The sequence below is a fragment of the Planctomycetaceae bacterium genome, assembly GCA_039680605.1.
GTDB lineage: Bacteria > Planctomycetota > Phycisphaerae > SM23-33 > SM23-33 > JAJFUU01.
In genome coordinates, this window is the sequence record JBDKTA010000068.1 from 59238 (window position 1) to 74227 (window position 14990).

Sequence of the window (14990 nt, forward strand, 5' to 3'; positions counted from 1 at the left end):
ACAACGAAGCAATATGCGGCGTCAGACCGCGTTGGGCCTTGCGGTGCCGGACCATGCGACCGGCCGACGAATGGTGACGAATCAGGAGCACTGGGATGAAACACGTATTGAGTGTGGTGGCAATGGCGTTTGTCGCGTTGACAGCGAGCTATGCGATGGCGCAGGCGGAGGCCGATCAGGGACAGGATGCCCCGCCGCCCCAGCGCCAGCCCGGTCCGCCGCTGTTCATCGGCCCCATCCCCGATCAGGCGCTGGCCTCGCTGGACTTGACGGCGGAGCAGAAGAAGCAGATCGAGGAGATCCGGGCCGCCAACAAACAGGCCATGCAGGAGTGGATGAAGAACAACGAGGCCAAGCTCAAAGAAACGATGGATAAGGTCCGCGCCGCTGAAGAAGCCGGTCAGACCGACCAGCTCAAGGAACTGCGAGACCAGGTCAAGGCCCTGTACGATTCTCGTCGCGAGCTCGCCGTCGCGTGCAATAAGAAGATCGAAGGCGTGCTGACCGACCAGCAGAAAGCCAAGATGCGCCAGACCCGGACCCGCGGCGGACGACGCACCCAGGAGCAACAGGGCCAGGGCAGGCAAGAAGGCCAAGACGCCCGGGGCGGCCAGCGCGGCGCCAAGGGCCAGCGCGGCGGAGAAGCTCAGCGCGGCGGTCAAGAGCGGGGGGACCAGCGAGGGCCCGCCGGCATGATGCCCATGGGACCGATGGGAGTGGCAAACCTCACCCCCGAACAGCGCCAGAAGATCCGTGCCATCATGGAAGAGGCCCAGAAGAAGATTCACGACGAAGTGCTCACCGATGAACAGCGCGCGGCGATTGAAAAGATGAAGAACCGCCTCGGCGCCCGCGAGGGCGGCCAGGGGAGAGACGCCCAGGTCCGCCCCGGCGGCGAAGAGGGCGGCGACCAGCAAGCCCCACGCGAACGATCCCAGCGCGGTCGTCGCCGAGGCCCCGGCCGTGAAGGCGGCGAATCTGCTCCGGCGCCCGCGCCGAACGAATGACCGCGAAACCGTCGTTTGTGGCAATCCCCCCGTGCCTCGCGCGGGGGGATTGCTTTTTGGGGTTTCACAAAAACCAAGCTTGTCTACTGTCGCTTGACGCTCCCGTGGGAACCATTTCCTGCCTGCCGGCGAAGATAGGTGACGCACCTGCTGCCGCTGGGGCAAGAATCTTATACCTTTTAGGGGAGCGGGGCGGGATTCCTCCTACGATTATTACAGGAGGCGCTGAAGTTGAGACGCCTTTGGTCCGATTAGTAGACGGAAGAGTTTGTGCAAGGAACACATTGCATGGTAACTGTCCGAAATAATTGGGTTGAGTTCAGCTTCTTCCGAGACGCGGCGAAGTCAGTCTTTGTGGCCGGCGACTTCAACGGCTGGCGGCAGGACGAATTGCGCATGTCCAACGACGGGCGCGGCAACTGGCAGGCTCGCCTGAAACTTCCTGTCGGCGAGTTCAAGTTCCGCTACTGCGCCGACGGGCAGTGGTTTACCGATTATGCGGCTTTCGGCCTCGAGCCCGGGCGCTTTGGAATGGACAGCATTGTCCGCGTGCCTGAGAAGTCGCCCGCCCTCAGCCTTGCCCCGATCAAGAAGATCCGCCCGGCGGCAGTGCATCACAAGAGAAGCTTTGCAGCGTAGCCTGACCGTCCCGCCCCTGCATCCCCGTTCACCACGGGCGAGACGCCCGTGGAACTCATGGGCAAGACCTGCCTGCCGGCAGGCAGGTGCCCATGCTACTCCTTTTCCCCGTCCTCCTCCTCATCGTCATCATCTTCCTCATCATCATCCCAATCATCTTCGTCATCTTCGTCATCTTCATCGTCATCCCAGTCATCATCGTCTTCGTCAGCTTCATCCGCTTCTTTGGCAGCGGCGGGATCGAAGAATTCCTCGTCGGCTGGGGTTGCATTCGCCGCTTCCGCGGCGGGCTCTTCCGTTGCAGGCGGGGCCTGGCCCGGATCGACTTCAGCGGGCTCTTGCACGGCGGCCTCGTCGGAGGTCTGGGGCGGGACGGGCTTGTCGCCGCTCTTGAGTTCTTCGACGTTGGGCAGGTCGTCCAGGCTCGCCAGGCCGAAGACTTCAAGGAATCGCCGCGTCGTGCCATAGAGCATCGGCCGACCCAGCACCTCGGCGCGCCCGACGATTTTGACGAGCTGCTTGTCGAGCAGACCGCGCAGCACTTCACCGCACGCCACGCCGCGGATGGCCTCGATGTCGGCCCGCATGACCGGCTGGCGGTACGCGACCACGGCGAGAGTCTCCATCGCCGGCTGCGTGAGCTGCGTTTCTTTGTGTACCTGCAGCAGTCGCCCCAGCACGCCCTGGTGTTCGGGCAAGGTCATGATGAGGAACCCGCCGGCCACCTCTTCGATGCGAAACGCCCCGCCCGTCTGTTCGTAGCGATCATTGAGGGCTTCAATCGCCCCGCGGACCTCCGCCTGGGGCAGCTCGGCCACCGCCGCCATGCGGGCGGCAGTCAGCGGAGCGTTGCTGGCGATGAGCATGGCCTCGACGGCCGCCTGCCCCTGCGCATCGGCGGGGGAGGTGGAAGTATCTTCGGGGGAAGGAGCAGCATCGTCAGGCGAGTCCTGCGCGGCTCCATCCTGCACGGGCACTTCAGATTCAGGGGCGTCATCCATGGGCACCAAGGTATCGGCACACCTCGCGCCGGTCAAGACCTATGGGATGCGGCGGGCTCAGCCACCGCTTTGGATACTGCGGGCACAAGGACCGACTGCGCGGTGGTCAGCGAAACCGCAGGAGATAGAAGACGATGACGGTCAATAGCATTGGCGCAAAGCAGAGGATCGTTCCGGCCACCGCCAGACCTTTCCCGCGTCGGATGCGCAGAGCATTCTGGTAACCCGTCAATCCCAGGATGCCGCCGGAAACTGCACAGACGACCTCCATTATCAACGCGGGACACAGCAAGGACTGGAAAATGAACCCCGATATTGGGATTACGATGCATGCAATGCCAAGCGCAAAAGCGGCGACCGCGGAACGATTGGGAACTGGCACAGCAGGGGCCGGAAGACGTCGCGGTCGTCTTCCCGGCAATTCCGGCTCAGCTAGGGTATCAGCGAGCGACTCCAGCGGATTGCGCTGGTCGAGAGGGACCTGCAACGGTTCGTCGCACTGAGGACAGGCAATGGTGCTGCCTGCCTGGTTTGTCATGGCGGCGATTTCTCGTCCGCAATGTTCGCAGGTGAAGGTGATCATAGGTATCCTGTCGCGGCGTTGAGTGCCCCCGGCGCCGACAGGGGGATATGGGGGCCACTCATCAGCAAGAGGATATGCGGGGTGACTGAGCCGGTCAAGGACTCATGGTAACTGCCAGTGCAGCGGGGGAGCCGCCGCGCCTTGCATCACGCCACACGAACGACCACTTCTTTTTCAATCCGCTTTTCGAGCCGCTCGCGCGCTCGTTCGAGATCGTAGTAGGACTGGAGGTTGAGCCAGAACTGCGGCGACATCCCGAAATAACGCCCCAACCGCAATGCCGTATCGGCCGTGACCCCAAGCCGGCCTTTGATGATTTGGTTCACGCGGGTAGGCTGAACGCCGATATCCTTCGCCAGGCGATATTGCGTAATCCCCATCGGTTTGAGGAACTCTTCCTGAAAGATTTCACCGGGATGAACGGGTTTGAGAACCGTGCTCATGTTCGACCTCAGCGGCTATTATTCCGATCACCAATAGATACAAAAGCCCCGGGCTTCGCTTTCGCGTCACCCGGGGCTGTGTGATCGGTCGCGGACATGGCGGCTGGGAAACGGCCGCCATGGCACCCGATTTCATCGTTCTCGTCGTCGTCCTCGTCCTCGTCGTCGGTTTTGTCTCTTGTTGCGCTACTTTCCGATCTTGATCGGCTTGCCTTGCTTGGCGCTGGCGTAGATGGCGTCGATGAGTTCCATCACGACGAGGCCTTCTTCGCCGGTGGCGGTGTGGGGGCGGTCGTTGACGATGGCGTCGACGAACTGGTAGTAGCAGCTTGCCGCGCCGGGCATCGGCGGGTGCAGCTTCATGTCGAACTGCGCGCCTTCACGCTCGACGAACAACTCGGCTTCAAAGCTGTACCCTTCGCCCAGGTTCCGCTGCACGAGGCCGCCCTTGGTGCCCAGGAGGCGGGTTTCCATCTTCTCGTTTTCGGCGATGTTTCCGGCCCAGGAGGCCTTGACCATCATCGTGGCGCCGTTGGCGAACTTGATCATCGCTGCGGCCATGTCTTCGACGTCGAAGGTCTTGCCCTGCGCCTTGGCGATGGGACGGGCAATGTGGTCGTACGTGTTAGCCAGCACCCACACCGGGCGCGGGTAGCCCATCAGCCACAGCGCCAGGTCCATGCGATGCACGCCCAGGTCGATCAGCGGTCCGCCGCCGGCCAGCGCCTTGGTGCCGAACCATCCGCCGAAGCCCGGCATGCCGCGGCGGCGCATCCAGGTGGTCTCGGCGAAGTACACATCGCCCAGCACGCCCGATTCCACCTGCTTCTTCAGCGCCCACGACTGGTCGTTGAAGCGGAACGAGAAGTTGATGCCCACTCGCTTGCGGGCGGCCTTGGCGGCGGCCAGCATCTTGCGCCCCTCGGCGGCGTTCATCGCCATGGGCTTTTCGCACAGCACGTGGCAGCCGGCCTTGAGGGCCGCAATCGTCAGAGGCATGTGGAACTTGTTAGGCGTGGCCACGCTGACGATGTCGAGCTTTTCGGTCTTGAGCATCTTCTCAACCGAGGTATAGAGCCCCGGGATCGCCAGTTGCTTGCCCTGAGTTTGCAGGCGGGCGACGTTTACGTCGGCCGCGGCGACCACCTCGGCCATCGGATGCTGGCGATAACCATGCACGTGGGCCTGGCCCATTCCCAGGCCGATAACGCCGATGCGTTGTTTCTCCATGTTATTTGCCTTTCAGGTGCGGGACGTTGCTGAGGTCCATCTCGCGGTGGGGAACATTCTCAATGGGTTTGTAGTTGGGGCAAGCCAGGCCGGCGTCGCCGTAGGACAGCGGGCGCGCCCAGCGCACGGCGTTGATGATGACCTTCTGCACGTCGGGGTTGTAGAAGATCGGGCACGTCTCGTGGCCGGGTCGGAAGTAGAACACCTTGCCCAGCCCGCGCGTCCAGCAGCAACCGCTGCGGAAGACTTCGCCGCCTTCAAACCACGAGATGAAAATCAACTCGTCCGGCTCGGGAATGCCGAACGGTTCGCCGTACATCTCGACGTTGGGGATCTCGAAGTAGTCGCCGATGCCCTGCGTGATGGGGTGGCTGGGCTTGAGGTTCCAGAGGCGCTCCTTCTCACCGATCTCGCGCCATTTGAGCCCGCAGCCGGTGCCCATGAGCTTCGTGAACGGCTTGGAAAAATGCCCGCTGTGCAGCACGATCAGCCCCATGCCGTGCAGCACGCGCTGCTGCACCTTGGTGGCAATGGCGTCGCTGACGTCGCGATGGGCCATGTGACCCCACCACGTCAGCACATCCGTCGACTCGAGCACCTCGTCGGTCAGACCGTGCTCCGGGCCGTCGTCCAGCAGGGCGACGCGGACGTTCATGTCGCTCTGGGCCCGCAGCGCGCCGGCGATGACCTCATGCATGCCCTTGGGGTATATCTTCTGGACGGCCTCATGGCTCTTCTCGTGGCGTCCCTCGTTCCAGACCGTAACGTTGATCTTGCTCATCAGTGTCTCCAGGTTCGGTTACCGATTGCAGGGTTCATAAAACTCGGCAGGGGCGCTGCCGAGTGTGTTCGTCAAGTCGCCGATCTTCTCGATCGTGCAGGTGATGCGGTCGCCGGCAGCCAGGAACCGCCCGCTGGCCATGCCCACCCCGCTGGGCGTGCCCGTGGCGATCACGTCGCCGGGCGCCAGCGTCATCAGGTGGCTGCAGAACGAGACGATCTCGGCCACGCTGTGGATCATAAGTTCCGTGCTGGACTGTTGTCGAGTTTCGCCGTTGACGCTCAGGCCGATGGCCAGCTTCTGCGGGTCGCCGACCTCGTCGGCTGTCACCATCCACGGGCCCATCGGGCAGAACGCATCGGCCCATTTGCCGTGCAGCCAGTCGAAGAAATCGTCCTTGGGCCGCTTGCCACGCCCCTGGGCGTGCGTGCAACTGCGGGCGGAAATATCGTTGGCGATGGTGTATCCGGCTACGAAATCCATCGCGTCTTTGGCGCTGACGCGGCGGGCGGTTCGGCCGATCACGACGGCCAACTCGACCTCGTAGTCGATCTGGCGGCTGAAGGCCGGCCAGGGGATCTCGTCGCCCGGGCCTGCCACTGCCGTGGTGGGCATGAGGAAGGGGCGCGGCGTGGTGGTGCGCGAGGGATCGTCGGGCATGTCGTGGCCGCGGTCGAACTCGCGATGATGCTCGAGGTAATTGACGGCCAGGCCCAACAGCTTGGGCGGGGCGGGCAGGGGGGCCAGCAGACGCACCGATTTGAGATCGTGAGTGGCCAGCGGCGAGCGGTGAGCGGCAGAGGCCAGAGCGGCGATCGTTGCCAGTGCCTGTGGGCCGGCTTCAAACGCCGCTAGCAGCGTGGCAGGCCCGTCCGGCCAGAGCGTGGGAATGTCGACGACGCGATCCTCCCGCACGACGCCGAAACTCTGCCGCGATGCAATCTCAAAGGTTGCCAGTTTCATGGCCGGTAGTCTAGCGAGTGGGTGGGTAGACAACAATAATTTATGAAGTGCGCCTGGAGAGGAGTCTATGGAGTGCGGCAGCCTTAGCTGCCGCTTTGGAAGTTGTTCGATCGCGGGGGAAACTTCCGGATTGCGAGAAACTCCCAAAGCGGCGGCTGGTGCCGCCGCACTCCGTATTACCTCAAGCCCTGGAGGTACTCACGCGAGCGGAGCATGCCCTCCGGGGTCACGCGCGAGGGATTGAACTCCAGCGTCATGCCGTAGCGGTAATGGATTGCCGCCAGGCCGCGCATCATGTCGGCGAAGTCGATCAGGCCGGTGCCGGTCTCGATGTGATCCACCTGGCCGTTATGGTCATGCACGTGCAGGTGCATCAGGTGTGGGGCGATCTTGCGGATCAGGCCGCTGATGCCGCCGATCTTCTCGATTCCCTCAACCCCGCCGACGGCCGAGAACAAATGCCCCACGTCCAGCGTCACGCCGATCTGCGGCAAGCGCCAGCGGCCTAGCCACGCGAAGTCGCCCAGGATCTCCAGGCCGATCCTCACTCCAGCCGCGGCGGCGGAAGCGTTGATCTGCCCCATCGTATCGAGCCACTCCTGCGAGGCGGGGTCAGCTTCAGCGGGCAGGGCGGCGTGGGCGGTGATGACATCGACGCCCAGGTCGCCGCCGAAGGCAATGATCGGCGTCAGGGCCGCGGCGGCCTGGGACAGCTTGCCCTGGACGAACTCGATCTCGAAGGGCGCGTGAACTTCCCGCAGGCGAAAGTCGGCAAGGTCGCTGCGCCACTGGCGGCGGGCGGCCGCGTCGCAGGCGGCGGGATCTATGCCCGCCCACCAGGGCAACTGCCCTGCGCAGGCGTGGAATGCCACGCCGTCGAAACCGCCCTGGCGGATCCAGCGAACCTGCTGGGTCGGCTCGACGATATCGCCGACGGCCCAGACCATGTTTGCGATTGGCCACATGACCGTCCACGCTACCGGAGGAAGGCCCCAAAAGCAACGGCACGCGCGCTGGAGCGGCAGAGGCGAATCAAGATTGCGCCACGGCGTCTTGCATCGGTGCGGAATTCCTGACATGATAAGCCCCTTATCAGGCTGGGGCGCGGCCCCAAGGCGGCAATAGCGGTGTCTCAAGACGACAGCAAGAACCTGTTTCAGCGAGCCCGGACGCTGGTTATCGGTGGCGCTCACAGCCTCAGCGATAAGTCGATCTTTCACCGCCTGACGCTGGTGGCGTTCTTCGCCTGGGTCGGGCTTGGGGCCGACGGGTTGTCCTCGACCGCGTACGGACCCGCCGAGGCGTACCTGGCGTTGGAGGGGCACATCTACCTGGGCATCTTCGTGGCGATCGGAACGGCGATCACCGTCTTCGTCATCAGTGCCAGTTATTCGCAGATTATCGACCAGTTTCCCAGCGGCGGCGGCGGTTACGTCGTCGCCAGCAAGCTGCTGACGCCCGAGTTGGGCATGGTCAGCGGCTGCGCGCTGCTGATTGACTACGTGCTGACGATCTCGGTGTCGATCGCCGCAGGCAGCGACGCGATCTTCAGTTCGCTGCCGAAGGACTGGCTGCCTTACGTCGGTCCGTACAAGCTGGCGTTTGCGGGCGTGGGCGTGGTGGGCCTGACGGTGCTCAATCTCCGGGGCGTGCGGGAATCAGTCATGCCGCTGGTTCCCATCTTCCTGATCTTTCTGCTGACACATGCGGCGGCGATCATCTACGGCGTCATCGACAACGCCGGGCAGATTCCCGAAGTGGTGGATGCCGCCCGCCTCGACGTGCACAACGCGGTGACGGAGTTGGGCCTTATCGGAACGATCCTGATCGTCCTGCGGGCGTACGGCATGGGGGCCGGAACGTTCACGGGAATCGAGGCCGTCAGCAACGCCATGCCGCTGCTGCGCGAGCCTCGCGTCAAGACCGCCCGCCGCACGATGCGATACATGGCCTGGTCGCTGGCGCTGACGGCCGTGGGGCTGATGGTCGGCTACATCCTTTACAACCTGGGCAAGCCCCCGGCCGATAAGACCGTCAACGCCGTGTTGCTGGAGACGATGACGTCGCACTGGCCGGCGGCGTGGGCGGGGGCGTTTGTTCTGGTGACGCTGGTGAGCGAGGCTGCGATTCTGTTCGTGGCCGCCCAGACGGGTTTTCTGGGCGGTCCGCGGGTTCTGGCAAACATGGCCAGCGACCGCTGGTTTCCGACCAAGTTCAATATGCTCAGCGACCGCCTGGTGACGCAGAACGGCATCTTGCTGATGGGGGCTGCGGCGCTGGTGGTGATGCTGGGCACCGGCGGCGAGGTGCATCTGCTGGTGATTCTCTACAGTATCAACGTGTTCATCACGTTCTGCCTCTCGCAGACAGGGATGGTTCGGCACTGGTGGCAGGAGCGAAAAGCCGGGGCGAAATGGCGGAGGGGTCTTGCCATCAACGGCATGGGCCTGCTGCTTAGCGCCTTTATCCTGGTATCGTTGACGGTGCTGAAGTTTGGCGAAGGCGGATGGGTGACGCTGCTGATCACCGGGTCGCTGGTAGCCATTGCCTGGTACATCCACCGCCAGTACCAGGTCGACAGGGCCCTGCTCAAACGCCTGGACAGCCTGGTGCCTACCGAGGCCATGCTGGCCAAGGCGCCCGTCCCGGCCAAACCGGTGAAGTTCGATCCGCAGGACAAGACGGCGGTGCTGCTGGTGAGCGGCTTCAACGGCGTGGGGCTGCACTCGCTGCTCAACGTGGTGCGCCTCTTCGGCGAAAGCTTCCAGAACTTCGCGTTCGTCAACGTCGGGGTGATCGACGCGGGCAACTTCAAAGGCGCCGAGGAAGTCGAACACCTCAACACATTCATCAAGGCCGAAATCAACCGCTATGTCAACTACGTCCAGGCCGAGGGGCATTACGCCGAGGGCTTCTGCCGCGTCGGGGTCGATATCGTCGACCAGACGATGGAGATAGTGCCCGAGGTGCTCCAGCGGTTCCCCCGGGCCGTCTTCTTCGGCGGCCAACTGGTCTTCGCCAAGGACTCGCTGCTGACGCGCCTGCTGCACAACAACATCGTCTTTGCCATCCAGCGACGCTGCTACCAGCAGGGCATTCCCTTCGTGGTGCTGCCCATCCGCGTCGAGCAGGCCGTCAAAGGCGCCCGGTAGGCGGGATTGTTCTTTCTTTCACGCCGGCCGGTGATACAATCCCCAACTTTGTCCGGCGAACCACCATGAGCGAGCAGCTTCGCGAAGCCTCATTCAACCTGAAGAAGTATTCCCTGCAGGAGATCGCCCGGCGGATGTGGCCGCTGGTGCGCCCGCACCGATGGCGGCTGTTGTTCGCCAGCAGCGTGGTCACGGCCTGTGCCGTGGCGGTGGCGGCAGGTCCGATTTTCACCAAGTACGTCATCGACGTGGCGATTCCGGAGAAGAGCCTGGCGCTGGCGGGCGGGGCGATGGCGATCTTCCTGCTGATGCAGTTGTCGCGAAACGGTCTGTGGTACGTCTCGCAGAAGATCATCATCCGCGACCAGGAGGCCATCGTCTTCAAGCTGCGGTCGATGAGTTTCCGCCACATCCAGCGGTTGTGCCTGCGATTTCACGGACAGTACCCCTCGGGCTTCTTGCACGACCGGGTATTCGTTCAGTGCATCGTTCGGATCGGGGTGATGGTCTCGTTCCTTTTTTCGCACATGGCCATTCACCTGACCAGCCTGGTCTTCGCCCTGGTGATGTGCGCCTGGCTGAGCTTGCCGATGACGGGGGTGATCCTGCTGGGCGCGGCGGCGTACGTGCTGGTGGCCAAGGCGATGGGGCCTCGGCTGCGGGAGCAGGCCCTGGAGTGCAACGACGCTCACAACTTCGTCTGCGGCTATATTCTGGACAAACTCCAGGGCAACAAGACCATTCAGGCCCACGCCCTGGAAGACCGCGTCGACGGCGACTTCGACCGCGAGATCTGGTCGGTGCAGGAGAAGTTCATCCGCGCCCGCGTCGAGCAGACGCGCCTGGGCTTGATGTCCTCCTCGCTGAGTTTCACCATCACCGCGGCCATCCACGTGCTGGGAGCCTACTACGTCTTCCAGTGGGGCATGAGCACCGGGACGCTGGTGGCGTTCATCACGTACCAGGCCATCTTCGTCAACGTGATTACGTCGCTGACGGAGGTGTACGGGCAGATCGTGACTGCCCGCACGGGCTTCGATCAGCTTTTCAGCGTGCTCGACACCCAATCGAGCGTCATCGACAAACCGGCGCGCCCGCTGCCGGCGCGCCTGACGGGGCGGACCGAGTTCGCCGACGTCATGTTCGCTTATCAGGACAAACCGGTGCTGTCGGATGTGAACTTCTGCGTCGAGCCGGGCCAGAGCGTGGCGCTGGTGGGGCGCAGCGGGGCCGGAAAGAGCACCGTCACCAATCTGCTGCTGCGGTTCTACGATCCCAATGTCGGGCGCATCGCCATCGACGGACACGACATCCGGAGTTTCTCGCTGCGCCAGTACCGCGCGCGGTTCGGCGTGGTGCTGCAGGAACCGTTCCTGTTCGACGCCACGATCGAGGAGAATCTCAGGTGCGTGCGCCCCGATGCCTCGGCGGAAGATGTAAACCGTGCTTTGGAACAGGCCTGTGCGCGTGAGTTCGTGGAGCAACTCGCTGGCGGACTCAATTACCGCGTCGGCGAGCGGGGCATGGGCCTTTCCGGCGGGCAGCGCCAGCGCATCGCCATCGCCCGCACCTTGCTGCTGAACCCGGACCTGCTGATTCTTGACGAGGCCACCAGCGCCTTGGACAACGAGTCCGAAGCGCTGGTCCAGCAGGCGCTGCAGGCGGTCTTTCGCAACCGCACCACCTTCGTGATCGCCCACCGGTTATCGACTATCCGGACGGCTGACCGGATCCTGGTCTTCGATTCGGGGCGGCTGGTCGAGGACGGCAACTACAAGGAACTGATGAGCCGCCAGGGGCTCTTTCACCACCTGCACACCGTGGCCACGTCGACCAGCACACGGCAGTTCAAGCTGGATGAGGCGGGCTTCGCGTAGTCGCGGCGGCGGGGCGGGCATTACTGCCGCAGCAGGCAGGCGTGGCTGTGCGAGGCGTCCGCTTCTGTGGGCAGCAGCTCGGGCACTTCCTGCGTGCAGCGGGCGACGATGCGGACGCTCTGTCCTTCGCTGGCGATGGCGGCGGTCTGGCTTTCGGGCAGGCCCTGCGCCAATTGCCGCGTCAGCGGACAGCGGGGATGGAACGGGCAGCCGCTGGGCGGGTTGATCGGCGAGGGCATCTCCCCCTGCAGGCGAATGCGCTGCGTGCGCTCCTGCGGGCGGATGCGAGGCACAGCCGAGAGCAGCGATTCGGTGTACGGGTGCCGCGGACTGCCGATAATGCGGGTCTTGGAGGCGATCTCGACGATGCGGCCGAGGTACATGACAGCCACGTCGTCGGCGAAATGCTCGACGACGGCCAGGTCGTGGGCGATGAACAGATAGCTCAGGCCCAGTTCGTCCTGGAGATCCTGCAGGAGGTTAAGGATCTGCGCGCGGACGGAGACGTCCAGGGCGCTGACAGGCTCGTCGCAGACGATGAACTCCGGCTGGGACGCCAAGGCGCGGGCGATGCCGATGCGCTGGCGTTGGCCGCCCGAGAACTCGTGCGGGTAGCGCGACGCGTAGGCCGCTGCCAGGCCCACGCGCTCGAGCAGTTGGGCGACGCGCAGACCGATGCCGCCCGGGGCGGTCGTGTGATGCACGCGCAGCGGTTCGGCCACGATATCGCCCACGCGCATGCGCGGATTGAGCGAGCTGAACGGGTCCTGGAAAATGATCTGCATGCGCCGCCGCAACTGGCGCATCGCCAAGCCCCGCAGCGACATCACGTCCCACTCGTCGAAGACAACCTGCCCGGCCGTGGCGGGGATCAGCTTCATGATCGTTCGGCCGACGGTGGTCTTGCCCGAGCCGCTCTCGCCGACCAGGCCCAGCGTGCGTCCGCGGGCGATGGAGAAGTCCACGCCGTCCACCGCCCGGACGTACCCCTGGACGGTCGAGAACACGCCCCGGCGAAGGGGAAAGAACTTCCGCAAGCCGCGGACGGTCAGGATCGGATTGTCGAGGGCGGTGTCAATCATGCGGGTATCCCAACAGCAACAACCGACGACCTGCCTGCCGGCAGGCAGGCGAGGAAGAGGACGACGACGAGGACGAAGTAACCAACAGGTTCCCGGCGCGCCTCGTTAGCGGTCGAGCTTGCTCGACGCGGTTGTTTCCCTGTCCGCAAGGTAACGCGGAGCAAGCTCCGCCGCTAAATGGAAGACCCACGTTTTTCATCCATCCATCCATCCATCCATCCATCCATCCATCCATCCATCCATCCATTCGTCTTGCCCACCCTCATGGCGACGCGCTTCCCGTGTCGCCATGCCACCCATCACTCCCTTATTCCATTCTTCCGCTTTTGCCCTTCTCGTATCCTTTGCATTCCCAGCAGGCGGCCCAGTGCCCAGGCGCTACCTCGCGAAGTTCGGGCTCTTGCGTTTGGCAGCGCTTCAGGTCATGACCGACCGGGCAGCGCGGGTGGAACTTGCAGCCGGCCGGGAACGCCAGCGGGTTGGGCACCGAGCCGGCGATGGCGTTGAGGCGCGCGGTTTCCTGGCCGAGCTGCGGCACGGACGCCAGCAGGCCCAGCGTGTACGGATGCCGCGGGTCGTCGAAGAGCGTCTGCTTGTCGGTCGTCTCGACGATCTTCGAGGCGTACATGACGGCCACGCGGTGGGCGGTTTCGGCGACGACGGCCAGATCGTGCGTGATCATCAGGATGCTCAGGCCGGTGTTGGCCTGGAGTTCCTGGAGCAGGTCGAGGATCTGGGCCTGAATGGTCACGTCGAGGGCGGTGGTGGGCTCGTCGGCGATGAGCAGCTTGGGGTTGCACGACAGGGCCATGGCGATCATCACCCGCTGCCGCATGCCGCCGGACATCTGGTGAGGGTACTCGTCGAAGCGGCGCTGGGGTTCGGGGATGCCCACCTTACGCAGCATCTCGATGCCCAGGTCGCGGGCTTCCTGCCCACGCAGGCCCCGGTGCAGCTCGACGGCCTCGATAATCTGGTTTCCGCACGTGTAGACGGGGTTGAGGCTGGTCATCGGTTCCTGGAAGACCATGCTCACCAGTCGCCCGCGCACGCGGCGCATCTCGTCCTCGCCCAGGCGCAGCAGGTCCATGCCGTCCAGGTCGATCGCGGCGGCCTCGATGCGCCCCGGCGGGCAGGGCAGCAGGCGCAGGATCGAGTAGGCCGTGACGCTCTTGCCGCATCCGCTCTCGCCGACGAGGGCGAAGACCTCGCCGCGGCCGATCTCGAAGCTCACCCCGTCGACGGCGCGCACGACGCCCTGGTCCGTATGGAAATACGTCTTCAAGTCGCGCACGGTCAACAGTGGTTCGCGGGGCGTCATATCTGCTTGGTTTCCTTGGGATCCATTGCCACCCGCATGCCTTCGCCGGCGACGTAAAACGAAAGCGTCGTGATGAAGATCGCCACCGACGGGAAGACGATCAGCCACCACGCGTCGAGGATGTACTGCTTGCCGCCGGAGATAATGTTGCCCCAGCTCGGGTCGGGCGGTTGAACGCCAAAGCCCAGGTAGCTCAGGGAGGCTTCGGTCAGGATTGCGCCGGCGACGCCCAGCACGGCCGTCACGAACACCGGCGGAAGGGCGTTGGGCAGGACGTGGCGGAAGATGATCCGGGCGTGCCCGGCCCCGGTGGCGCGTGCGGCCTGCACGTAGTCCATCTCGCGCAGGGAGAGGAACTCAGCGCGGACGAGGCGGGCAGTGCCCATCCAACTGGTGATGCCGATGATCAGCGCGACGATCCAGATGCTCGGCTGGAGCAGCGCCGCCACGGTCAGGATCAGAAAGAAAGTCGGGATGCACATCATCATGTCAACGAATCGCATGATGGCCGTGTCGATCCGTCCTCCGAAGTATCCGCTGACGCTGCCGAGGATGATCCCGATGACAATGGCGATGCCGACGGCGACAAAACCGATCATCAGCGAGACGTGGGCCCCCAGCAGCACGCGGGCCATGACGTCGCGCCCCAGGTCGTCGGTGCCCAGGGGATGCTCCCAGGACGGCGGGATCAACTGTGCCGGCGGGTTGGGTTCCAGCGGATCGGCAGGCCAGTTCACGCCCATCCCATGCAGGGCCCAATACCCCATGCCGATGACAAACAGCAGGACCATCACGACCAAAGCCGTCACGGCCGGTCCGTTTTTGCGGAATCGCTGCCAGAACCCGATCTGCTTGAGGACCGGTTCCTGCGGGGCATCGATTGCGGGTTGTGTCGCTCCGTCTGGCATGAT

The 14990-nt window shown here is 64.1% G+C and carries 14 protein-coding genes; 4 read left to right on the top strand and 10 right to left on the bottom strand.

What is annotated here, in order from left to right; genetic code table 11:
• Window positions 1-95 precede the first annotated feature (95 nt).
• Window positions 96-1007, top strand: a complete 912-nt coding sequence (locus tag ABFD92_20395) for a Spy/CpxP family protein refolding chaperone (protein MEN6506900.1) — start codon at window positions 96-98, stop codon at window positions 1005-1007.
• Between the two features lie 288 nt (window positions 1008-1295).
• Window positions 1296-1646, top strand: coding sequence for a hypothetical protein (locus ABFD92_20400; protein ID MEN6506901.1), 351 nt, complete (start codon window positions 1296-1298; stop codon window positions 1644-1646).
• Between the two features lie 95 nt (window positions 1647-1741).
• On the opposite strand, the gene scpB is transcribed toward ABFD92_20400, so the two are convergent.
• The 7 genes from scpB to ABFD92_20435 all read right to left on the bottom strand — a co-directional run bounded on the left by scpB (window position 1742) and on the right by ABFD92_20435 (window position 7612).
• The gene (gene scpB / locus ABFD92_20405; GenBank protein ID MEN6506902.1) at window positions 1742-2647 is read right to left on the bottom strand and encodes an SMC-Scp complex subunit ScpB; all 906 of its coding nucleotides are present in this window, start codon (window positions 2645-2647) and stop codon (window positions 1742-1744) included.
• Between the two features lie 106 nt (window positions 2648-2753).
• Complete coding sequence (locus ABFD92_20410; protein ID MEN6506903.1) at window positions 2754-3230, bottom strand: hypothetical protein; 477 nt, start codon at window positions 3228-3230, stop codon at window positions 2754-2756.
• Between the two features lie 146 nt (window positions 3231-3376).
• Window positions 3377-3673, bottom strand: a complete 297-nt coding sequence (locus ABFD92_20415; protein MEN6506904.1) for a HigA family addiction module antitoxin — start codon at window positions 3671-3673, stop codon at window positions 3377-3379.
• A gap of 186 nt (window positions 3674-3859) precedes the next feature.
• Entirely contained in the window at window positions 3860-4903 is a 1044-nt protein-coding gene (locus tag ABFD92_20420; protein MEN6506905.1) for a Gfo/Idh/MocA family oxidoreductase, read from the bottom strand.
• A 1-nt stretch (window position 4904) separates the two neighbouring features.
• Window positions 4905-5684, bottom strand: a complete 780-nt coding sequence (locus ABFD92_20425; protein ID MEN6506906.1) for a ThuA domain-containing protein — start codon at window positions 5682-5684, stop codon at window positions 4905-4907.
• A gap of 18 nt (window positions 5685-5702) precedes the next feature.
• Entirely contained in the window at window positions 5703-6647 is a 945-nt protein-coding gene (locus ABFD92_20430) for a fumarylacetoacetate hydrolase family protein (GenBank protein MEN6506907.1), read from the bottom strand.
• A 176-nt stretch (window positions 6648-6823) separates the two neighbouring features.
• Window positions 6824-7612, bottom strand: coding sequence for a sugar phosphate isomerase/epimerase (locus tag ABFD92_20435; GenBank protein MEN6506908.1), 789 nt, complete (start codon window positions 7610-7612; stop codon window positions 6824-6826).
• Between the two features lie 162 nt (window positions 7613-7774).
• On the opposite strand from ABFD92_20435, the gene ABFD92_20440 reads away from it, so the two are divergent.
• Both ABFD92_20440 and ABFD92_20445 read left to right on the top strand, forming a co-directional pair.
• Complete coding sequence (locus ABFD92_20440) at window positions 7775-9799, top strand: APC family permease (GenBank protein ID MEN6506909.1); 2025 nt, start codon at window positions 7775-7777, stop codon at window positions 9797-9799.
• 65 nt (window positions 9800-9864) lie between these two features.
• Entirely contained in the window at window positions 9865-11676 is a 1812-nt protein-coding gene (locus tag ABFD92_20445; protein ID MEN6506910.1) for an ABC transporter ATP-binding protein, read from the top strand.
• A 20-nt stretch (window positions 11677-11696) separates the two neighbouring features.
• Here the strand turns inward: ABFD92_20445 and ABFD92_20450 are convergent, their stop codons facing one another.
• The 3 genes from ABFD92_20450 to ABFD92_20460 form a co-directional block, all read right to left on the bottom strand.
• A complete protein-coding gene (locus ABFD92_20450; protein MEN6506911.1) occupies window positions 11697-12758 on the bottom strand; it encodes an oligopeptide/dipeptide ABC transporter ATP-binding protein in 1062 nt (353 codons plus the stop codon).
• 307 nt (window positions 12759-13065) lie between these two features.
• Entirely contained in the window at window positions 13066-14079 is a 1014-nt protein-coding gene (locus ABFD92_20455; protein MEN6506912.1) for an ABC transporter ATP-binding protein, read from the bottom strand.
• Window positions 14076-14987, bottom strand: coding sequence for an ABC transporter permease (locus ABFD92_20460; protein MEN6506913.1), 912 nt, complete (start codon window positions 14985-14987; stop codon window positions 14076-14078). Before ABFD92_20460 ends, ABFD92_20455 begins: the two co-directional genes overlap by 4 nt.
• Window positions 14988-14990 lie beyond the last annotated feature (3 nt).